30 protein-coding genes and 1 pseudogene are annotated in these 18,897 nt (G+C 33.8%); all 31 read right to left on the bottom strand.

The window, feature by feature from the left end; translation table 11 throughout:
- Window positions 1–62 precede the first annotated feature (62 nt).
- Window positions 63–1,037, bottom strand: a complete 975-nt coding sequence (locus tag G7035_RS20890; RefSeq protein WP_019687530.1) for an AAA family ATPase — start codon at window positions 1,035–1,037, stop codon at window positions 63–65.
- Between the two features lie 180 nt (window positions 1,038–1,217).
- Entirely contained in the window at window positions 1,218–1,502 is a 285-nt protein-coding gene (locus G7035_RS20885) for a hypothetical protein (protein ID WP_019687531.1), read from the bottom strand.
- Entirely contained in the window at window positions 1,493–2,437 is a 945-nt protein-coding gene (locus tag G7035_RS20880; protein ID WP_019687532.1) for a ParM/StbA family protein, read from the bottom strand. The genes G7035_RS20885 and G7035_RS20880 overlap by 10 nt, the downstream gene beginning before the upstream one ends.
- 289 nt (window positions 2,438–2,726) lie before the next feature.
- On the bottom strand, window positions 2,727–3,209 hold the full coding sequence (locus tag G7035_RS20875) for an IDEAL domain-containing protein (protein ID WP_019687533.1): 483 nt from the start codon (window positions 3,207–3,209) through the stop codon (window positions 2,727–2,729).
- 15 nt (window positions 3,210–3,224) lie between these two features.
- Window positions 3,225–3,374, bottom strand: a complete 150-nt coding sequence (locus G7035_RS20870; RefSeq protein ID WP_019687534.1) for a hypothetical protein — start codon at window positions 3,372–3,374, stop codon at window positions 3,225–3,227.
- Between the two features lie 28 nt (window positions 3,375–3,402).
- Window positions 3,403–3,768 carry a hypothetical protein gene (locus G7035_RS20865; protein WP_019687535.1) on the bottom strand — a complete coding sequence of 122 codons (366 nt, stop codon included), beginning with the start codon at window positions 3,766–3,768 and terminating at the stop codon, window positions 3,403–3,405.
- 170 nt (window positions 3,769–3,938) lie between these two features.
- A complete protein-coding gene (locus tag G7035_RS20860; protein ID WP_019687536.1) occupies window positions 3,939–4,481 on the bottom strand; it encodes a hypothetical protein in 543 nt (180 codons plus the stop codon).
- A gap of 479 nt (window positions 4,482–4,960) precedes the next feature.
- The gene (locus G7035_RS20855; RefSeq protein ID WP_147288166.1) at window positions 4,961–5,149 is read right to left on the bottom strand and encodes a hypothetical protein; all 189 of its coding nucleotides are present in this window, start codon (window positions 5,147–5,149) and stop codon (window positions 4,961–4,963) included.
- A complete protein-coding gene (locus G7035_RS20850) occupies window positions 5,150–5,806 on the bottom strand; it encodes a sigma-70 family RNA polymerase sigma factor (protein WP_019687539.1) in 657 nt (218 codons plus the stop codon).
- Complete coding sequence (locus G7035_RS20845; RefSeq protein WP_230877798.1) at window positions 5,799–6,476, bottom strand: metallophosphoesterase; 678 nt, start codon at window positions 6,474–6,476, stop codon at window positions 5,799–5,801. The genes G7035_RS20850 and G7035_RS20845 overlap by 8 nt, the downstream gene beginning before the upstream one ends.
- A 280-nt stretch (window positions 6,477–6,756) precedes the next feature.
- Window positions 6,757–7,206 (bottom strand): hypothetical protein, encoded by a 450-nt coding sequence (locus G7035_RS27850; RefSeq protein WP_308736880.1) that lies wholly within the window; start codon window positions 7,204–7,206, stop codon window positions 6,757–6,759.
- Between the two features lie 58 nt (window positions 7,207–7,264).
- Window positions 7,265–7,504 (bottom strand): hypothetical protein, encoded by a 240-nt coding sequence (locus tag G7035_RS27845; protein ID WP_308736881.1) that lies wholly within the window; start codon window positions 7,502–7,504, stop codon window positions 7,265–7,267.
- 32 nt (window positions 7,505–7,536) lie between these two features.
- Complete coding sequence (locus tag G7035_RS20835; RefSeq protein ID WP_019687541.1) at window positions 7,537–8,655, bottom strand: hypothetical protein; 1,119 nt, start codon at window positions 8,653–8,655, stop codon at window positions 7,537–7,539.
- A 32-nt stretch (window positions 8,656–8,687) separates the two neighbouring features.
- A complete protein-coding gene (locus tag G7035_RS20830) occupies window positions 8,688–9,008 on the bottom strand; it encodes a hypothetical protein (RefSeq protein WP_019687542.1) in 321 nt (106 codons plus the stop codon).
- Between the two features lie 35 nt (window positions 9,009–9,043).
- A complete protein-coding gene (locus tag G7035_RS20825) occupies window positions 9,044–9,391 on the bottom strand; it encodes a beta barrel domain-containing protein (protein WP_019687543.1) in 348 nt (115 codons plus the stop codon).
- Entirely contained in the window at window positions 9,378–9,569 is a 192-nt protein-coding gene (locus G7035_RS20820) for a hypothetical protein (protein ID WP_019687544.1), read from the bottom strand. Before G7035_RS20820 ends, G7035_RS20825 begins: the two co-directional genes overlap by 14 nt.
- Window positions 9,566–9,814, bottom strand: coding sequence for a hypothetical protein (locus tag G7035_RS20815; protein ID WP_019687545.1), 249 nt, complete (start codon window positions 9,812–9,814; stop codon window positions 9,566–9,568). Before G7035_RS20815 ends, G7035_RS20820 begins: the two co-directional genes overlap by 4 nt.
- A gap of 29 nt (window positions 9,815–9,843) precedes the next feature.
- Window positions 9,844–10,098 (bottom strand): hypothetical protein, encoded by a 255-nt coding sequence (locus G7035_RS20810; protein WP_019687546.1) that lies wholly within the window; start codon window positions 10,096–10,098, stop codon window positions 9,844–9,846.
- A gap of 29 nt (window positions 10,099–10,127) precedes the next feature.
- Window positions 10,128–10,409 (bottom strand): hypothetical protein, encoded by a 282-nt coding sequence (locus G7035_RS20805; protein WP_019687547.1) that lies wholly within the window; start codon window positions 10,407–10,409, stop codon window positions 10,128–10,130.
- Between the two features lie 81 nt (window positions 10,410–10,490).
- Window positions 10,491–10,778: a hypothetical protein gene (locus G7035_RS20800; RefSeq protein ID WP_019687548.1), complete on the bottom strand. Its 288-nt coding sequence runs from the start codon at window positions 10,776–10,778 to the stop codon at window positions 10,491–10,493.
- A 23-nt stretch (window positions 10,779–10,801) separates the two neighbouring features.
- Window positions 10,802–10,984, bottom strand: coding sequence for a hypothetical protein (locus G7035_RS20795; protein WP_019687549.1), 183 nt, complete (start codon window positions 10,982–10,984; stop codon window positions 10,802–10,804).
- Window positions 10,985–10,991: 7 nt separating this feature from the next.
- Complete coding sequence (locus G7035_RS20790) at window positions 10,992–11,216, bottom strand: hypothetical protein (protein ID WP_019687550.1); 225 nt, start codon at window positions 11,214–11,216, stop codon at window positions 10,992–10,994.
- A 6-nt stretch (window positions 11,217–11,222) separates the two neighbouring features.
- The gene (locus G7035_RS27935; protein WP_374983852.1) at window positions 11,223–11,507 is read right to left on the bottom strand and encodes a CPBP family intramembrane glutamic endopeptidase; all 285 of its coding nucleotides are present in this window, start codon (window positions 11,505–11,507) and stop codon (window positions 11,223–11,225) included.
- Between the two features lie 357 nt (window positions 11,508–11,864).
- Entirely contained in the window at window positions 11,865–12,356 is a 492-nt protein-coding gene (locus G7035_RS20780) for a dihydrofolate reductase (protein ID WP_019687551.1), read from the bottom strand.
- The gene (gene thyA, locus G7035_RS20775) at window positions 12,353–13,141 is read right to left on the bottom strand and encodes a thymidylate synthase (RefSeq protein ID WP_019687552.1); all 789 of its coding nucleotides are present in this window, start codon (window positions 13,139–13,141) and stop codon (window positions 12,353–12,355) included. The genes G7035_RS20780 and thyA overlap by 4 nt, the downstream gene beginning before the upstream one ends.
- Before the next feature lie 57 nt (window positions 13,142–13,198).
- Entirely contained in the window at window positions 13,199–13,978 is a 780-nt protein-coding gene (locus tag G7035_RS20770) for a pyrophosphohydrolase domain-containing protein (protein WP_019687553.1), read from the bottom strand.
- Between the two features lie 30 nt (window positions 13,979–14,008).
- Window positions 14,009–14,398 carry a ribonucleotide-diphosphate reductase subunit beta gene (locus G7035_RS20765; protein WP_049789229.1) on the bottom strand — a complete coding sequence of 130 codons (390 nt, stop codon included), beginning with the start codon at window positions 14,396–14,398 and terminating at the stop codon, window positions 14,009–14,011.
- A 331-nt stretch (window positions 14,399–14,729) separates the two neighbouring features.
- Window positions 14,730–15,317, bottom strand: a pseudogene (locus G7035_RS20760) (ribonucleotide-diphosphate reductase subunit beta); the annotation flags it as partial.
- A 19-nt stretch (window positions 15,318–15,336) separates the two neighbouring features.
- Complete coding sequence (gene nrdE, locus G7035_RS20755) at window positions 15,337–17,391, bottom strand: class 1b ribonucleoside-diphosphate reductase subunit alpha (RefSeq protein ID WP_049789346.1); 2,055 nt, start codon at window positions 17,389–17,391, stop codon at window positions 15,337–15,339.
- A 37-nt stretch (window positions 17,392–17,428) separates the two neighbouring features.
- Window positions 17,429–17,782 carry a class Ib ribonucleoside-diphosphate reductase assembly flavoprotein NrdI gene (gene nrdI, locus G7035_RS20750; RefSeq protein ID WP_019687555.1) on the bottom strand — a complete coding sequence of 118 codons (354 nt, stop codon included), beginning with the start codon at window positions 17,780–17,782 and terminating at the stop codon, window positions 17,429–17,431.
- A 50-nt stretch (window positions 17,783–17,832) separates the two neighbouring features.
- On the bottom strand, window positions 17,833–18,834 hold the full coding sequence (gene nrdD, locus G7035_RS20745) for an anaerobic ribonucleoside-triphosphate reductase (RefSeq protein WP_049789231.1): 1,002 nt from the start codon (window positions 18,832–18,834) through the stop codon (window positions 17,833–17,835).
- Window positions 18,835–18,897 lie beyond the last annotated feature (63 nt).

Genomic DNA, 18,897 nt, shown 5'->3' with positions numbered 1-18,897 from the left:
CGATGGATTTCTAGCTAAGTTAATTAAGTATGATTGTTCTTTATGGACAAATACAATTTAATTTATGGCAATATGATAGATTCTCTTTTATTCATTTCAACATTTGAATTTGATATATCTCGTGGCAAAATATCCATTAAATTTTGCTTAGAAATCTTCACACGTCTACTCATTATTCTGACAGCTTGGTGTCGAATCGCTTTTTCAATCACATTACGAACATAACGTGCATTGCTAAAATTACTTCTTGAGTCTTTCTCAATCTGAATTATTTCTCTAAGCTTTATAAGTGCATCAGAGGTAATGTTGTAGTCTTTTTCATATGCCATCTTTACTGCAATTAACATTAGCTCATCTGTTGTGTAATCCTGAAAATCTATTTGTATTGGAAACCGAGATGGGAGACCTGTATTTGTTCTAAGAAACATCCCCATCTCATCTGGATATCCAGCAAGGATAATTATTAAATCATCGCTTCTATCCTCCATGACTTTTACAAGACAATCTATAGCTTCCTTTCCAAAATCTTTATCTCCTCCTCTAGCCAAACTGTAGGCTTCATCAATAAAAAGAATACCTCCCATAGCCTTCTTAACAAGATCTCGTGTTTTTTGTGCGGTGTGACCAATGTATTCTCCAACTAAATCTGCTCGCTCTACTTCAATTAGATGACCTTTACTAAGGATACCCATTCTGTTTAGCAACTTAGAAGCTATTCTTGCCACTGTCGTCTTCCCTGTACCGGGATTTCCTTTGAATATCATATGGTATACCTGATTACTACTTTTAAGACCTTCTTCACTTCTAAGTTTTTGTACCTGTATTAATGCATAAATTTCGTACACAAGTTCTTTTACCTTTTCAAGTCCAATCATATCGTCTAAATCCTTAAATATGTCTGCTGCGGATTCGTAATGATTACTGGTTAATGGAATTTCTTCGTTTTGTTCAGATATTGCTTCATAAGCCTCCTGACTTTTAAAAACAACATTGATCCTTGATTCATTAACAGTAATCCTTCTAGAGCTTTCATCCACAGTAATCACCTCTCGTTGTGACAGTATATGCCTAATATGGTCTACAACATGCAGGTATGTTTGTTCAAATATTCAACGCCATTAACATAACACTTATTCACTAAGAACTTCAGATATTCAACTTTTAATTTTACTTTAATCCTTGTAGCTTCCCTTATTGTATGTATTGTAGGCCGAAGCCTACTCAAAGGAATTTAATAACTCATCAAACCTATCCTCATAATCCTGCTCATTAATTATTTGTTCAATTTTTTCTACTGTAAACTCTTTTTCTTCTTCTAATACTATATGTTTTTCCGATGTCTGAATTATGTTATTGGGAGTTGGATAAACTCCAAAGAAAAATAATCTTAATGCCTCCCTTACAATATCACTTTTATCCTTGTGTGGTGGCAAACTATTCCAAGCCTGAATGAGATCATCATCTTTTTTCGGTCTAAGTCTTGCTTTGGCAGCTATTTCCATGATTTCTTGCCTATCTTCCGATATCCTCTTGTTTGAGCAAACTGATCCATTAAGACTTTATTTGGAAGATCGAGGTAATCAAAAACAAAGTGAGCTGCACCACCAGCAACCAAATAAATATCAAAGTTCATATTCAGACTCTCAATTTCGTTCTTAATTTGCATGGCAAGTGATTTAAATGCCTTTTTAATAAGAGGCGAAATATCGTATCCATTATATTTTCCTGAAATGACATATGGATCTAGTTCATAAAGTTCTGGAGAAGTCCCAGTCAATTTGTGTATGTAGGCTTGTAGTAATTTATAAGCTTTTTCTACTCCTAGCACTATACTCTTAGACTCTTTCATTATTTTTGAGTCATCAAGCCCTAAGAGGTTGATTGTATAAAACCCCAAATCTATAGTCAGAATTCGTAATTGAGCGGCTTTCAATTTTGCTATTTTACCATTGTCTCCTAATAAATAATCCATTACTATTCCAAGTCCTTGAGGTACTAGCTTACACTTCTCAACTATTGGTTGAACTAAAAAACTCTTTCCTCGACCTTTTTTTATTTTGTACTCACCTTGATCAGCCAGTCCCAGCAATTTCTCCTCAAAAGCTTCTCTCTGCTTAAAATAAAAATTAATTGGAAGACCAGTAACTAGATTAACCCTTTCTCTTCGTGCTAAATAGCCCAATACAGTCTTTAGTAGTATGTCACTTGTTTCAGCTTCTGCCTTATTGTTATTTAATGAAAAGTATTTTATGTCACTGTAGTTAAGTGCAAGAGTTCCAACAAACATTTCATCATTAAATATAAAATGATTAGCTTCAATATTTTGATCAAACATATCTTTTGCTTCGCCTATAATTGATGGCTGTCTGTAAATCACCCCTCCCTTTTCTGCCTTAGTCCAACTAAATCCCAGATCTAAGTTAACCGTATTAAGCAAAGTGGTATAACCTCCTTAGAATTTGTGTGAACACATGTACCAGTCTGTCACAATCCATCACACTTGTGTCCATTTGTGTCCTCAATTTCTAATTTGATTATACCACATCTATCTCTTTTATTCTACAGTTTCATTATATTTAATTTTTTATACGTTTCAAAAACACAGCAAATGATAAAATCAGGATTTTACGTAGAAATCACTATCAATAAATCCTTATAAACATTGGGTATTTTATGTATCAATGTAGTTCTACATTATTCTTGTTCATTTTGCATTCTTGATGTCGTCAAACTTTAGTTGAACTCATATTCAACTGTAATTGATTATATTTATGTGTTAGCTCAATAAACCACTCTTTATCGTTCATATCAATAGCTATGTCGATTAAAGTCATGATGCAATCTTTATCTAATAAAAGTTCTTCGTTTGTCACTGTAGCCACTAAAACAGTGTGTTTATTGTAACTATCTCTTGTTAACACTTCTTCAATCTCATTTATGTATGCTGCAACATTTACTTCTCCGCCTAACTCTAATTCAATCATTCCCTCAATTTCTTTCAAAGTAAGTCTTCTCTTATAGATTTCCTCACTATATTTAAAAGATACAATCTTTCCACTAAAACTAATTTTTCTCGAATAAAAATCATATTTACTAGCCATTACATCAACATCAATTTCAATCTTAGGTTCACTAGTGAAATTGCCATAATGCTTCTTGAGAGACTTCCTTAAAATTTGAAAAATATCATTTTGATTCAAAAATTTCATATGTATTATTGATCATCAAAAATGATCATCCTCCGATTGATAATATTCTGTTGTACTATTTATTTGCCACTGCCATAGCTTGCTTATGTATTTTGCATATTCTTCATCTGAAATTTGTTTAGAATCTTTCTTGTTATTCATGATTTCCATGTAGTTTTGAATCATTTTGTACCTCCGATTCAAGCCGAATTATTTAACATAGGTTATTTTTAATATATAACCACCCTTGTGATTCCATCAGTTTTTGGTGATTAAAGCCTTCTTCTTCTGTTTCATATGTATAAACAACTTCTTCGCGTTCAATCTTCATCGTCGCATCTCCTTTTCTCATTTTACTGGTAACCTTGTATTTATTAATTAATGTTAGATGCTCTGTCACAAACCAAAACAATACTCTATCTTTCAATTTCTCATCCAATTTATCGATAGTACTCCAAACTCTATCCATGTAAACATTAGGGAATCCGTCCTTATCTTTGTAGGCACACATTTTAAACTCATCTATAAAATTGTTTCTCAATTGTGTTTCATTCATAAAATTCTCCATGTCAAAAGACATATACCCATCTCCTCATAAAATGCATCTTTTACTTACATAGTGCTTCAATTGACTTAATTAATTCTTGCTTATCAATACCAACCACTCTGTCTCCCAACCTTATCTCCACTTCCGAAGAATCACTGTAAGATTCAAAATCAATTGTTTCTGATGAATATGAGTTATAGCTGTCAGTTAGTAAATCGAGTACTATTTTCATATGCTACCTCTTTCATAATTTTAGTTATATTTAAATTTTTGTTTAACCGTTTCAGTTGCTCAATTACATCACACATATACCAATAAAGGTCACTAATCTCTTCAGATTTGTATCCATCAAGAAAAATCCAGTAACTATCATGTTCGTTTGATATCTCGACTGCTCTAGTATGATATACCTTCTTCCACTCGTGCCTACCTTTCAGACCACCGTTTTGTTCTATGTATCTCAATAGTTCTGCATTAAACATTTCGTATAACTCAATGCCTTGCTGAATAGTTTCAAACCCCATGTAACCCTCAACTGAAATGTTGTACTGATCTTTATCTGAATACCATACCTTACCTTTCCAGACTTCAAAGTCTCCATCATGCATATTGATCAATGTTTTGGGATTCATTTTCTTCATTGTTTCATCGAATTTTCCCTGATTATATGCATTGTTATAATAATCAAGCCTAATCTGTTCCATCTCTTTGGAATAAAATATCTCTTCAAGTTTTTTCTTGTTCATGTAGGCACTCCTTATCTAAGATTATGGATATACATTAAAAAGACTCCATCAATCAGTCCCAGCACAAACCAGCCAAGTTGATTCCAAGTAAAGTTTCTCTTTAGGTTTTTATAAATTCCTACGTGTACCATTTGTGCCATCATAAACAAAAATCCAATCCAAAATGTAATCACAGTCCCATCTCCAATCGTCCATTACAATCTCTCAAAATTCCAATAGACCCTATTCGTCAGTTGATCAACAGCTACATTTATTTGATGTCTATTTGTCGTAAAAAGACCATACGAATTGCATACAACTGTGAATTTCACTAAAGGAATTTTTGTGTAATTGGCACCTCTGTCTATTAACACTTCGGTTACTGTAGCTCCTACTTGAATTCTTTTGTACTTAGGAAAGGCTTGTTTAATTAGTTTTTTTGTATATTTGTATAAACCTTTATCCACTAAATTAACTGTCTCCTTTATAAAATATGAGTTTTACTTCAATTTTCGATAGTCTAAATAATCTAAAACAACACCTAATAAACAAACTCCAGAGAATCCAAACCAAAACCAAGGGGTTGTAGTTTGAGGATAAATCAGACCATAAATTGCACCTACTAGACCGCAAGCAGTCATTATAGTTAATAAGTTAATAGTGAAGGTTAAAAGTTGTTTTCTGTTCAATTAAACCACTTCCCAATTAGTATAGATTGGTTTCAGTCGTTTTATTGTTCTTTGAAAAGCTTGATGCGCTGCCTGACGCGACACACCAAGTTCAACTCCAATTTCCGATATGCTTTTCCCTTCAAAAAAGTACTTGTCAGCAACAACTCTTTCCTTCTTCGCCAACAATGCATCCATTTGTTTAACTAAATGTGTATTGAACATTTCATCCTCGACTGTCAGATAATCTAGGTGACTGTCATTTGAAATAACCTCAGCAAGCAGTTTTTCTTCATCTGTGCCTTTCGATTTATGAAGGGTTTCATTGAAACTAATACTGGAGAACTTACTTCGACATTTCATGCTTTTATATCTGGAATGTGCCATAAATTCTTTCCATACCACTTTTCCAAGATATGAAGTAAATTTAATATTCTTGTTCGTGTCATATGTATTATAAGCCTTCATTAGTGCTACCATTCCCATACCCAATAGATCATCAAACTCTTCCCGGACTCCTCGTTTATACCAACGGTCAGCTAGGCTTTTAACAAATGGAATATTATTATTTATAATCTTATCTCTAAGTTCTTTATTGTTTGTTAGCTTTGCCTCTTTAATCAACTCTTCATTGTTCAAGTTAGGATCTCTTTTATAATTTAAAGTCTTGTTAATCATGTATTTCGCCTCTACGCACACAATGTTCTATGTATGTTCCTTCTTCAGTAATTTCAAGCAGGTTCATCTGTAGTCCGTAAGCACAGGCTCCATCAATTCCAATCTTATCGCCTTTTGGATCAAACCAAATATCTTCTCTATCATGTAAATGGATGCAGGGTGTATGACCAAATACAATCTTCTTCTCTAATCCAGTCTTATTGTTAAAGAATATATCTCTAATCCAAATGAAGTCACTCTCAGGTTGATTTCGCCAGTCTTCATAAAAAGGATTAACTCCAGCGTGAACGAATATGTATTTATCTGTTTCATGATATAAAGGCAGCGACTCTAAAAAATCAATGTGATGCTGATAATGCTTCCTAATAAACTCTTTTGCTTTTATGTATTGTTCCCATTCAAATCCTTCTTCAAAAAAACTAATCCCACAATAACTCTCTATAGTTTGAAATCCACCATTATTAAGCCATTGGGCATCTAATTCTTCAATTTCATTATTTATTGCAGCCACAAACATATCGTCATGATTCCCCTTGAGAGCAATTACACCCCATTCATTACGAAGTTGCATTACTTGCTCAACCATCTGCCTACTCTTCTGTCCTCGATCAACATAATCTCCAAGTAGAATGAGTTTATCCTGAGAAGGATTGTACTTTGCTTTTTTCAATAATGAATTAAATTCGTCATTACATCCATGCGGATCACTAACTGCTAATGTTCTGATATGTATTACCCCTTCCTAATGTAGTCAATGTATACCCATACAGATTTATATTTGCCACACTTGGTGCAAATCATATGCCGTTTCATTCCAGATTTTTTTACAATTCCGTAAGTAATCATTTCTTCATGTTTGCGGTCGTTTGTTTCCCATTGGTGATCACAGAACAATTTAAGAATAAGAATTCCCTCCTCTCTATAAAACAAGTGTTTTACAACAATATGTATTAGCTAAAAGTTGCTTCTGGCTCTGCCTTTACGTCAACATCATCTGATTCAGATTCTGTATCGATGGTCAGTTTAATGTGGTTTTGGGTCAAACTCATCAATAACAATTCGAAATTATTCAAGTGTCTTAGTGACTTCAAGTCCATGATTCCATGGTGTTCAATATCCCACCCTTTATCTCTGCTCTCCTTCCATCGATACAATCTGATAGATTGATTCATTTCCTCATCTTTCTTACATTCAAAGACTAGGTTTGCGTACTCATAAATACTCCAACTTCTACTTTCATCGTATTCCACTTCTAAACTCACTTGAGCATATTCATAACTGATACCATCATCATAATTAACTTCAAGCTTACCTGTATCAATATTCTCAGCAACATAATCCATCCACTTTTCATACAGGCTTGAGACATTCATTTGCTTATCTACATTGTCAGTTGTCATGATACTTTTAAAATTCTGAAGTAGTTGTTTATTCTCAAGTGTTGAATTTTGAAGAACGTCAACCAGAACAACTGTCTAGTTTAATTATGTATTTTGAATAATCATAAGACTCAAGATATGGAACCATAACCGATTTCACTTTCTCTTCAATAATTTTGGTGACATCTCCGTAGGATCTGAACAAGTTTTCAAGAGCGTTAACCACTCCTTTCTCTAGTTGCTGTTCAATAAGTTTTTCAACCGTTCCATCCTCAAGTTTTTTAGAAATTACATCCTTAATACTATTTTCTAGTGTCATTATTAATTACTCCTTTTATCTATTATTTTCAATTATTCAACAACGTCTTCTATAATCTCTTCGAGCTGCTTAATTGCTTTTTTGGATAAGCTTTGTTTGTGACTGTCTAACCATGAAACGAGTCTTTTATTTACCGATTCTTTCTTTTCTGGTTCTAGAGCAGGCTTCACATATTTGTGACTTGTTTTAATTGCAATTGCATGAGACGATGAAACATAAACTGGTCTATACTTTGCAGATTTCGATACTTCTGTGTATTCCTCTTGATTTGAAACAGGAATGGCATTTTCGCCATGTTCATTTCTGAAATCATCATAAACATTATCTACAATCTCTCTAAGTTTGTTGTTTGCATTGGTTGCATAAGCACTTGTAATATATTGAACATCTGGAGAACTGTTCTTGATCATATCAACAGTCTTATTGGAGTTAACACCACTCAACATCCTAGAGGATAGCCATTTTAATTCAAATGAGTCTGCCAACTTTCTATCTCTATCAATCTTTATGTACTCAGGTTTGAAATCATATCCTTGCGTATACTCACTGTAATTGCATACAAACAACCCATTAACAAACACTTTACCTTTATACTTTTCTTCCTCAAGTATTCGTCCAAAACTGCTTTCAATTATTTTTCCAACTTCCTGCAAATGAAGATCAGATTCTACAATATCCTGATACTCTTGATTAGTGATATTCTCAATGATAATAGTTAGATTGTTATCAGGCACTTTTTCCCAAGGATATTTCTTATCAACGAAAAAAGTTAGTATTTCTTCGCCATAACGACGACTATTAACAAATCTCGGCTTCCAAACTTCTTTCGCACCATAGTTATAAAAGGTCACTGGTTTATTTAGTCGGGTCAACACTAGTGTAGCAATTTTATACCCTTCTCCAAATTGACCAATTGTATTTGGATCGTCACGTTTAGATGAAGAGCCAAGCAGGAGAGTTTTCACATTTAGGACAGAAGACTTGTTTCCAATATGTAGTGCTTGTGCTTCGGCATCAAATTCGAAAAACATTTTATTGTCATCTGATATCGTTTGCTGATCGAGAGCATTTTGAAATAGTTCACGAATGGCATCTACAAGTGTCCAGTCAGGAACATAGTCTTTTGATAAACTCAGTTCGTATTTACTCAAGTTTCACTCTTCCTTTCAATAAAACAGGTAATTTACAGGATTCTAAATTCTTTTAATGTCTTCTTTAGTTGTTCGTGTGACAATCTTGAAGCCATATTCCTTGCTCTCTTCCAAGTTTCTTCGTCAATATCATTATCTCTTAATTCTCGAACCAAAATATTCATTAGTCGTTTAGCATTTTGATTAATCAATTTATACTCATCTCCACTAATTGGCGCTGCATTGCCAAACTTATCAATGCCATTGCATACACTACGATCATACATTTCAGTTTCATAGTAATATTTCATCCATTTGATAAAGGATTTCCGATACTTCTGGTCTTTAAAATATTCCTTATATAAATTATCCATCCTAATTACATCCCTTTCTGAATAAAACTAGACTTTTACAGACTTTTTTTATTAATCAAAAGTTCAATTTCTTTTAATTGCTCAATATTCAATGTTCCAAGTTTGTTGCTGATGCTGCTAACAAGCCCTTGTTTTTCTTTTGTTTGATTGATATTATTCCAATAATCGTTTGGGTCAACATATGCCTTATAACAACCCAATATTCCGCTGTTATTAGTTAATGTTTTCTTATCTAATCTGATAGGATGCTTATCGCCTTCTTGGGTTACATACACGCTTGATGAATTTATTTTTTGAACGGTAAATTCTTTGAGATTTTCGTCTTTGAATAAAAAGCCTCTTATATTCACATATAAGGTTTGCCCCACCTCAATTTTTTTCACTAGAATTCTCCTTTTCTCTAAAGTCTATTATACTGATATTTCCACCCGCTTCATTATAGTCAACAAGCGTTCGTTTAATGCTGTCCAACATGACATTACAATTCTCTTTGCTTGGGTTTTGCGAGATGTTGTAGAGCATATTGGACAATCCACGCATAGTAACTTCTAAGTAACTCATTGCTTTGCAAACTCCTTTCTACTTTTAATCAAGTTTTCGACCTCTACCTTATATTCTTCAGGACTTGAATGCTCATAATCCGCTATGTCTTCAACATCTTTAAATAGTTGATAGGTTAAGTCATAGAATAACTCTCTATTAGGTAAAGACTCCCGATATGCATTGATCCGATTTTTATATTTATAAATTTGTTCAATGCCACAATCTTTCCACATTTTCAACAGTAATAATTCTAATTCGTTCATAACATTGTACCCCCCTCATCTTAATAAAATTAGATTTTTATCTCGTTCTTAATTTCTATTTTAATTTGTTCAAACAATTCTATTGCTTTTTGTTGAATTCCCTTAGAGAACATTGACAGACTGATATATTCTGTTTCTGAACACTCCAATGTCTTTCCAAATAATTTCCCCATCGAGATATCAACTTTAATTTTTGCACTTCCATTAAGTTCATCAGCTTTCCCAAAATAATTTTCACTACTAAGTGAAACACTAATCAGTTCACAATCCACACTACTTTTCATTGAATCATCTCCTTAATTGTTTGCGTAGTTCACTTCAAATGATCTGCAATTCTATTTTTGGGCAATCTCATTATAATGGCTGCGCCAAAATCATTTAATGCGTCTTCACCCTTAATTGCATCTTCAGGAATCCAAACTTCAAGTTTGACTCGGTAATAGCCCTTGTTCTTTCCTTTCTTAGATGGCGCGTAAGTGCTAATCATCCCTGAAGGTGGAGCCAAGACCATTAAACTGTCATTATATTTTTCTAACACTTGATCTACATACATCCCAACCATTTCTTTATTAGCTCCAAAAATCACTTTACTCATTATATTTATCCTCCTATTAGTATTATTAATACAAAGTTATATGAATATATCATCTTGATAAAAGACGGCTTTTACGAAGAGTTACACAAGCAACTTTCCTTCTAATCGATCATATGCGTTTTTTACATTCTCGCTAACTTCTATGTATTTATTATAATCTTTAGTTAAATCAATTACTTTGCCGTTTTGTACCGTAAACTGAAGATGATAGTACTGAATATATTTTCTGCCTTCATATTCAGCAAATTTCCTTCCCAATGTAACTGCCCTTTTAATTTTGTATTCAACATCAGTGATTGAATCACACTTTAAATAACTAATTGGACAACACACTTTAAACTGCTCAATAACTCTGTTACTTACTTTCATTCAACTGTTCTCCTATGTATTATTTAATTTAATATGATTGATTCATTGTTATATGCTTCAGCAAACTCCTTATAGAATTTATTATTATTATCAAATTCATCCTGACCATCTTTAATGCCTAGTTCATAGCACATTTTCCTATGTCCTTCTCTGATTTCCTCAAATGCTTTACTCCAAAATATCTTTTGTATAATGTTTTGAATCAAATTTAATTCACCTTCCTTCCCGTGAGATTAACGAACTTGCCAAACTTCTCAATCTTATATGGTCTTGGAGAGCTGGACTGATATTCCAATAATTCATTATACGTTTTTCGTTAGGCTTAAATTCTATACCTTTAAAATTTGTCTTTTCTCCAATAATAAATGTTGTTGATCTAGGATCACCATCAACCCAACAGATATCCAGCAGTGTTTGTGCTTCATGACTTAATTGCATGTTTTTTCATCCTCTCAGTGACATAAATAAAATGACAAAGTAATTGAACAATAAGTGACTGCAAATTGGAACCAGTATGTTATTTGTCTTATTGTAATAGTGGCTCCATATCACACCAATAAATACGTAACCAAGGAAACCTACTAGATTCCAATGCGGTAAAGCAAATAAAACAGAACTTAGTATTGAAGCAATCCAAAAGTTATATTTCTTATGTAGTTTCGTGAATAGATACTTTCTACAAATTAATTCTTCTGCTATCGGGCTAAAAATTATAGCGTATATATACATAATTGGCGTTTGAAGATGTGCAGTTGGCTGCTGAATAATAAACAATGATGAAAGTTTGGTTAGAGCAGAGTATCCCATAATGGCGAAACAAAATGAATTAAATATTGCTTCTCTGTTTATTTTAGTATTGATTTGCTTGTAATCTTCCCTGAACCAATACTTACCGTATTTCAGTATTAACCCCAGAATTATTGTTGGAGCTATATTTACAATGAGGGAAAACGTATATCGTCACTCCCTTTGTTGTGGATGTTTTTCATTTCAACCACCTCCTATTAAAAAAAAGTACAGGCTTCGTTTAACCTGTACTCATATTATCATATTTATTTATTTTTGTATATAGGTATTTCATTATTTTTATTTATTTACTTCATAGTGAACAATTCTTATTGGATAGCCACTAGATTCTTCTGCTTCAACCTCAATACAATTAATCTCTCTCCATCTGCGATGATCATATAGTGGAAAAAAAGTGTCCCCACTAAACTCTCCCTCGATATGAGTTAGTATCATTTTATCCGAATAAGGAATAAATAACTCATAGACTTCTTTGCCACCTATTATAAAAGTTTCCTTAGAAGACTCTTTTGCGAATTTCAAGATATCATCTATATTGTTAAAGACTTCACATCCATTTGCTTTATATTTCATGTTTTTCGTGAGTATAATGTTAGTTCTGTTATTAAGTGGTTTTCCAATACTCTCATATGTTTTTCTTCCCATTACAACGTTATTTCCTGTAGTTTGTGCTTTAAAAAAGTCCATATCGGCTTTAATTTTCCACGGGAGTCTATTACCGTTACCTATCAACCCATTCTTATCAAGCGCAGCTATAATTATAATGCTCATACCGATACTCGCATTTTAATGGATGGGTGCGATTGATAATCAAGCACCTTTACGTGTTTATCCACATCAAATTCATGAAAGTCTGTTACTGTTGGATCAAGCCACAACTTAGGGGCAGGATACGATGTACGGTTAAAGATTTCCTTAATAGGCTCATAGTGCTGTTCATACAGATGAGCATTAGTTATTGCTATCATCAATTCTCCAACTTGTAAACCTGCTACTTGGGCAATCATATGCACCAAAATGGCTGTCTGAGCTATATTGTAGGGTAAGCCTAAAGCAACATCAGAAGATCTAATAGTTGTATGCCAGTTTAACTTACCGTCATTCACATCGGCAATATGATTGAACATACAAGGAGTTAACGACATTTTATCCAAATCGGCAACTGCCCACAAATCAATAACCATTCTTCTAGATTGAGGGTTGTTTTTAAGTTCGTCAATCAACTTATTGATTTGATTATGCTTTTTGATTTGAGCGCCATAAGCTTCACCGATAGTACCATCAGGCAACTTCCATTCATCCCAAATCTTAATACCTCTATCATTTAACCATTGAACATCGTTCGAACCCTGCTGATAAATCCATAGCATTTCTTTAGTTAATGTTTTATATCCAGTGAATTTAAGTGTAAGAAGAGGGAACTCTTCAGCAAGATTGAATCGTAATACTTTTCCAAACACTTTTTTGCTACGATCTGTTGTTCTATTGGTATCTTCGTATCCATTCTCTAGAATATCTCTTACAAGAGCTAAATATTGATTATCAACGGATGACATTTTATCCTCTCCTTTTCATAAATAAAGGCAGTGGAATTACCACCGCCCAAGATTATACTAGTTAAACCGTTTTGCACCAAGCTTAATTTGTCGTTTTACTTCTTCTTCAATCTTAGGTTCTGGAGCTTCCCAGCCTTCAGGCTTAATTACCTTACCTACTTCATTGTAGTGTGGCTTACCATCAGGGAAAATTTTAGACATGTTTGCTTGATGTACTAAATCAAAAATTTTATCTGGAATAACAGAAGTCTCAACAAATCCACCTTCAGCAAAATACTTGATGTCAGTAAGAGCATCAATTTGTCCAATTAGACGATCTTCAGGAAAAGGCTTAGTAAGTTGTTTATCGTAGGTTTCCTCGGCGTTCAGGACTAATTCAGCAAAAAACTTATCGAATCTCTCTTTGTTACCAGCAGTAGCATACAACAACTCAATCACTTCCTCAAGAATAAAAGAGGCACGATTGATTGCCAATTTATCTGACAGGATAGTTGGCACATCTGGAGCAGGGCAATTAAATGCCTTTTGAAATTCACGTACCTTGAAGAAATCACTAGCATGGCTATCATTTTGAATCTTTACATTCTTAAGATGAAGGTTTCCGTTTAAATCAATCTTAATAAATCCATCATTAGTAGAAGTCTGCTTATCCTTATATTTTCTGAGCATTTGCGTTTCGAACTTATTTGTACGTCTTTTATCTTTAATGAAGTATGTAACGACAGTAAGACCATTTAGTTGCCCCTTAACAACACCTTTTACCTTAAGCGGCTTGATGTAAACTTTTTCACCGATATTATAAAATGGTTGTTTTACTTGCTTGTTATTTTTTTTCATATGTATAGTTGCTCCCTTTTATTGTTTCATTTATTCTATAAAATAAAAATCTTCATCTCGTAATGATTCTGTATTGGCCTTTTGATATGAGTTCCCTTTTAATGAAAAAAAGTCCATAGACTTGGTTTTTGTATCCAGTCCATTAATTACGATCTGATTTACTTCTTCATATTCAAAATAAGGATCAAAACCGATGTTCTGGAGTGCTTTATTTGCATTATACCTAAGGAACTTTTTAACATCGTGAGTTAATCCAACAGAATCATAAATATCTTCAGTATAATTCAGCTCATTGTCATATAGTTTAATCAATAGATTTAATGCAAAAGTAGATAATTCTTTCTTTGTTACGTCAGATTGCTTATTGTAAATTTCTTGAGCAAGTAAACCGATGTATGCACCATGTATCGCTTCATCCATTTATGTTCCATTGAGTTCGCTATGCTCAATGCGTCTATAGCGACTGCTATGTATTTCTACATAGATCAGACCATATCACTCACCGTTTAGGTGACTCTCCATTTCCACCGTCAATCGCTTACGGTGTACTCTACTTCCTATGAGGTTTCGATGGTCGTTGCAGGTTCATTGTGAGAAAAACCATCTGATGAATATCACCAAACATATCCATCAGTAGCTTCCCATATTTTCACACAATGCTTCCCTCATGATTGCCCTCGTCTTTACGTTAGGGGTTCCCATGATAAAGAAGAGTTTTTCATAACATATTGCTATGCTAAGCCGCAATTCTACGGATTATTAAGTTAATGATCTCTCCACTTTGCATTAATCGTCCCTGACCATAGCACAGTAATGGATAATAAAATCCACTATAAAATAGGAAGCTTTCGAGATAAACCGATGCAACCATTGCCTTATATAACGAGATTTCATCATCCTGTTTAGCACCGTTGTAAACATCAACAATAATTGAAGCTTTCTTCTGCAAGTATTTATTTTCTTTTACCCATTCAAATAACAATTTTATATCTTCAGAGGAAGCAAGTGTCATAAAGATATTGGAATATGATTTCGCATGTACTGCATTCTCCATCATAGCCATAAAGTTAAGAACTGCTTTTCTCTGATGTCCTTTAACAAGTGCTGTAATCGTGGGCATTCCTGTATTTCCTTGTTCCGTATCTAATAATGTTAAGCCAGCAAGAGCCTTTTTGTATGTATCTTTTTCAGCGACACTCATGGACTTCCAAGTAAGAAGATCTCCGTTTAAACTTATTTCTTCCGGAAGCCAAAACTGTCTTGTGTTTTGATTGTAAAACATTTGAGTAAACGAATCTTCTTGAATTGACCAATCAGCCGCATCATATATCTTATTCATATCATCATTTCCTTTCCAATTAAACCGAACAAGACAAACAATCGTCTCTGGAAGTGTCTTTAGTACGCGCATAATATAATGTCTTGATGCCTTTATGGTGGGCATATAAATCAATTCTGTTTAAATCTCTTGTAGTGTGAGTGTCTTTCATAAATAAAGTAAAGCTAATAGCTTGGTCGATATGCTCTTGGATCGTTGCAATCATATCAACAACACGGAACATATCCATATCATATGCTTCTTTATAGAAAAACCACGTTTCAGGTGAAAGGTAAGGCATTGGATAATAAGTCTTAGAGTTCCCATATGTACGTTGTTCGATTTTTTCCATAATGGGCATCACCGAAGCAGTTGACGACTGAACATAAGAAATGCTTCCAGTAGGAGCAATTGCTAAACGATATGCGTTTCTTAAGCCATATTTCATAACAGCATCGCATAACGACTGCCAATCTTGGATTGTAGGGATATAGATACCATCAAAGAGAGTTATTGCTTTGTCAGTTTTAGGTGCATAATCCTGAGTAGTATACTTTTCAAAGTATTTTCCCGATGCATATTCACTGTCTTCAAAACGGTAAAACTTTTTCCCAGTCTCTTGCGCAATCTCCATAGATCTCTTTAGCGAATAGTAATTAACCATCATAAAAAATGTGTTTACGAAATCTCTGGCTTGTTCACTTTCATAGGCAATTTTATTTTTAGCCAAGAACCCATGAAGATTCATTGCCCCCAATCCTACAGATGCCATTAAATCATTTGCCAAACGAATAGCTGGTGCATTTTTAATTGAAGTTCGTTCAGCCACCTCTGTTAAAGCATCCATCGCAATTTCAACAGTTTCCTGAATCGATTTATTTTCCATAACATTCACTATATTCAATGAGCTTAAATTACATGAAACGTCCATACCTAAGATATCTTCTTCGTCATAGTCATTGTATTGAGATACTTTTGTTAATTGTTGAATTTCAACACAAAGATTGCTGAATTTTACTTTACCTATTTTTTTGAGTGCATGAACTGCATTTACGTTATCCTCGAACATCATATATGGATAACCAGATTCAAATCGTAGAGATGCCATTTTTTCTAGTAATTTTCGAGGATTGATTTTATCTTTTCTTATTCTGGGATTTTCGACTAACTTATCGTACATTTCATTTATATCCATATCATCTAAATGAACACCATATTCTTTAAATACCGTATGAGGATAAAATACATATGTGTCTCTATCATCCCTAGCGAGTTCAATAAATTTATCTGGAATTACAACACCAACAGATAAAGTTTTCACTCGAACATCTTCATCTGCTGAGATTTTTTTTGTGTCTAAAAAGTCATTAATGTCAGCATGGAAGACATTGAGGTATACAGCACCAGAACCTTGTCTTTGCCCCATCTGATCGGCATATCTAAACGCGTTGTCCAGCAGCTTCATAACGCCTACGACACCTTTTGTCGCATTTTCTACACCTTTAATTGCTTCTCCTTTTGCTCTAATCTTGGTAAGAGAAAGCGATACACCTCCACCAAGTTTGGATAGTTGCATTGATGTCTCAATTGCTTTTGAAATATCATTCAACGAATCTCCAACTTCCATAAGAAAACAAGAAACAAGTTCTCCTCTTCTTTTGCGTCCAGCGTTTAAAAAAGAAGGTGTGCTTGGTTGCAATTCTTGATTAATTAACGCTGTAACTAACTTTTTTGCCTTTTTATAATTTCCATTTGCAAGATAAAGGGCCACGATTGCTACGCGATCTTCATAGCGCTCAAGTATTTTTTTCTTGTCGTTTGTTTTAAGAGCATAATCATTGTAGAATTTAAAAGCGCTCATAAATGAAGGGAATCTGAATTTCTTTGCATATGCAATATCATAAATATTCTTAGTTTCTTTATATGTATATTTATTTAAGAACTCTTCCTCATAGTAGTCATTCTCTATAAGGTAGTCCAACTTTTCTTTTAAGTTGTGAAAGAAAACTGTATTTTGATTAATGTGTTCAATGAAATATGTTTTTACAGCCTCTTTATCCTTTTCAAATTGATACTGTCCATTATTTTGAATCATTATTTGATTGTTTAACTCGATGTGTTTGGCTATTCTATTAGACAATATTTGTTACCTCCAGTTTCACCTTTTCAATGTCATTTAAGTTACCCGATAATTCAAATGTATGAATAAGAGGTGTTTCATATTGTTCTGATATTTTCTTTGCGGCACCATTATAATAACTGCCCCAGTTCATATTTCCACTACCAATGACACCTTTTAAATTGACATTGTTTTTTCTTAGGAACTTCTCAACTGACAATGGAACCTGCCCAAATCCAGTCGTGTAAGTGATTAATACGTAAGGTTCATCAACAATTAATCCTTCAACGATCTTTACGCATTTCATTTCAAGTTTCTTTGTAAATCGCTCCACATTACCAGTCAGTGAATCATATATAATCAACATTTTTCTTCTCGCATTTAAACCTCCTTATGCCCTACCGCCCACCCATACAATCATTTATGTTTTAGTCTATCTTTTTCTTCTGCTCTCTTTGCAGAATTGAAACGATTCAGATTACCGACTAAATATCCTGTAACCCTACGAATCCGTGAGATATTCTCTTCATCACTCTCTCCACAAATAGGACATTCTTTATTTATCACTCCATCAAAATTACAAGATAAACATTTGTCTATAGGATGATTGACGCTGAAATAACCCATGTTTTTACTTAGTGCATATTGAACAATTCTCTTAAATGCTTGCAGGTTGTTCCTTGCATTTCCATCCAGTTCAACATAAGAAATGTGTCCTGCATTAGTTAATTTGTGAAAAGGAGCTTCGCGCTCAATTTTTTCGTATGCTTTAATCTCATAATAGACTGGCACATGAAAAGAGTTTGTTAGATAGTCTCTATCCGTTACACCCTCAATTTTTCCATATTGATCTTGAAGTAATTTTGCAAACTTACCTGCTAGGCTTTCTGCTGGAGTAGCGAAGCAAGTGATATTCATATCATATTCATCAGATTTTTTATCACAATAATCTTTGATGTAATAAATGATACTGTATCCCACTTTCCAAGCACTTGGACTTTCACCGTGATGGACTCCAAATAGCGCTTTAAGGCATTCAGCTAGCCCCACAAATCCAATGCTAATTGAACCATTACGAAGTAAATCACCAATCTTCTCATTTGGTCTTAGTTTCTCTCCACCAATCCAAGAGCCATTCTGCATCATAAAGTCACTTGCCTTAGCTGGCTGTTCACACTGAATATTATAACGATGAATTAAACCTTCGAGAGCTACATCAAGAACTTCGTCCAATTTGTCCATAAAACCATCAATATCTCTTTCTTCACGACCATTGACTATTCCATATTCGATTCCGAGCTTCGCAAGGTTTATAGAATTAAAAGAAAGATTGCCCCGACCAGACTGAGAAGGCTCTCCAAAACGATTAGATATTACACGTGTTCTACACAAATAGTTTATATGACATATCGAATCCATATGTCCTCACATTTCTATGAGTATCGGACTATCTCTTGGCATTGCTGCCCCTATCTTTTGGAT

The organism is Paenibacillus polymyxa (assembly GCF_015710975.1).
Taxonomy (GTDB): domain Bacteria; phylum Bacillota; class Bacilli; order Paenibacillales; family Paenibacillaceae; genus Paenibacillus; species Paenibacillus polymyxa.
Note: the sequence above shows the minus strand (reverse complement) of the source record. Positions and strands in the feature narration are given on the sequence as shown.

Bases quoted from the DNA above. Each gene is read 5' to 3' on its own strand.
- G7035_RS20885 (WP_019687531.1), bottom strand. From the start codon at position 1,502: ATGGAAATAGCTGCCAAAGCAAGACTTAGACCGAAAAAAGATGATGAT.
- G7035_RS20875 (WP_019687533.1), bottom strand. From the start codon at position 3,209: ATGAAATTTTTGAATCAAAATGATATTTTTCAAATTTTAAGGAAGTCT.
- G7035_RS20870 (WP_019687534.1), bottom strand. From the start codon at position 3,374: ATGATTCAAAACTACATGGAAATCATGAATAACAAGAAAGATTCTAAA.
- G7035_RS20865 (WP_019687535.1), bottom strand. From the start codon at position 3,768: ATGTCTTTTGACATGGAGAATTTTATGAATGAAACACAATTGAGAAAC.
- G7035_RS20860 (WP_019687536.1), bottom strand. From the start codon at position 4,481: ATGAACAAGAAAAAACTTGAAGAGATATTTTATTCCAAAGAGATGGAA.
- G7035_RS20850 (WP_019687539.1), bottom strand. From the start codon at position 5,806: ATGATTAACAAGACTTTAAATTATAAAAGAGATCCTAACTTGAACAAT.
- G7035_RS27850 (WP_308736880.1), bottom strand. From the start codon at position 7,206: ATGACAACTGACAATGTAGATAAGCAAATGAATGTCTCAAGCCTGTAT.
- G7035_RS27845 (WP_308736881.1), bottom strand. From the start codon at position 7,504: ATGACACTAGAAAATAGTATTAAGGATGTAATTTCTAAAAAACTTGAG.
- G7035_RS20830 (WP_019687542.1), bottom strand. From the start codon at position 9,008: ATGGATAATTTATATAAGGAATATTTTAAAGACCAGAAGTATCGGAAA.
- G7035_RS20820 (WP_019687544.1), bottom strand. From the start codon at position 9,569: ATGAGTTACTTAGAAGTTACTATGCGTGGATTGTCCAATATGCTCTAC.
- G7035_RS20815 (WP_019687545.1), bottom strand. From the start codon at position 9,814: ATGAACGAATTAGAATTATTACTGTTGAAAATGTGGAAAGATTGTGGC.
- G7035_RS20810 (WP_019687546.1), bottom strand. From the start codon at position 10,098: ATGAAAAGTAGTGTGGATTGTGAACTGATTAGTGTTTCACTTAGTAGT.
- G7035_RS20805 (WP_019687547.1), bottom strand. From the start codon at position 10,409: ATGAGTAAAGTGATTTTTGGAGCTAATAAAGAAATGGTTGGGATGTAT.
- G7035_RS20800 (WP_019687548.1), bottom strand. From the start codon at position 10,778: ATGAAAGTAAGTAACAGAGTTATTGAGCAGTTTAAAGTGTGTTGTCCA.
- G7035_RS20790 (WP_019687550.1), bottom strand. From the start codon at position 11,216: ATGCAATTAAGTCATGAAGCACAAACACTGCTGGATATCTGTTGGGTT.
- G7035_RS27935 (WP_374983852.1), bottom strand. From the start codon at position 11,507: ATGTATATATACGCTATAATTTTTAGCCCGATAGCAGAAGAATTAATT.
- G7035_RS20780 (WP_019687551.1), bottom strand. From the start codon at position 12,356: ATGAGCATTATAATTATAGCTGCGCTTGATAAGAATGGGTTGATAGGT.
- thyA (WP_019687552.1), bottom strand. From the start codon at position 13,141: ATGTCATCCGTTGATAATCAATATTTAGCTCTTGTAAGAGATATTCTA.
- G7035_RS20770 (WP_019687553.1), bottom strand. From the start codon at position 13,978: ATGAAAAAAAATAACAAGCAAGTAAAACAACCATTTTATAATATCGGT.
- G7035_RS20765 (WP_049789229.1), bottom strand. From the start codon at position 14,398: ATGGATGAAGCGATACATGGTGCATACATCGGTTTACTTGCTCAAGAA.
- nrdE (WP_049789346.1), bottom strand. From the start codon at position 17,391: ATGATTCAAAATAATGGACAGTATCAATTTGAAAAGGATAAAGAGGCT.
- nrdI (WP_019687555.1), bottom strand. From the start codon at position 17,782: ATGTTGATTATATATGATTCACTGACTGGTAATGTGGAGCGATTTACA.
- nrdD (WP_049789231.1), bottom strand. From the start codon at position 18,834: ATGGATTCGATATGTCATATAAACTATTTGTGTAGAACACGTGTAATA.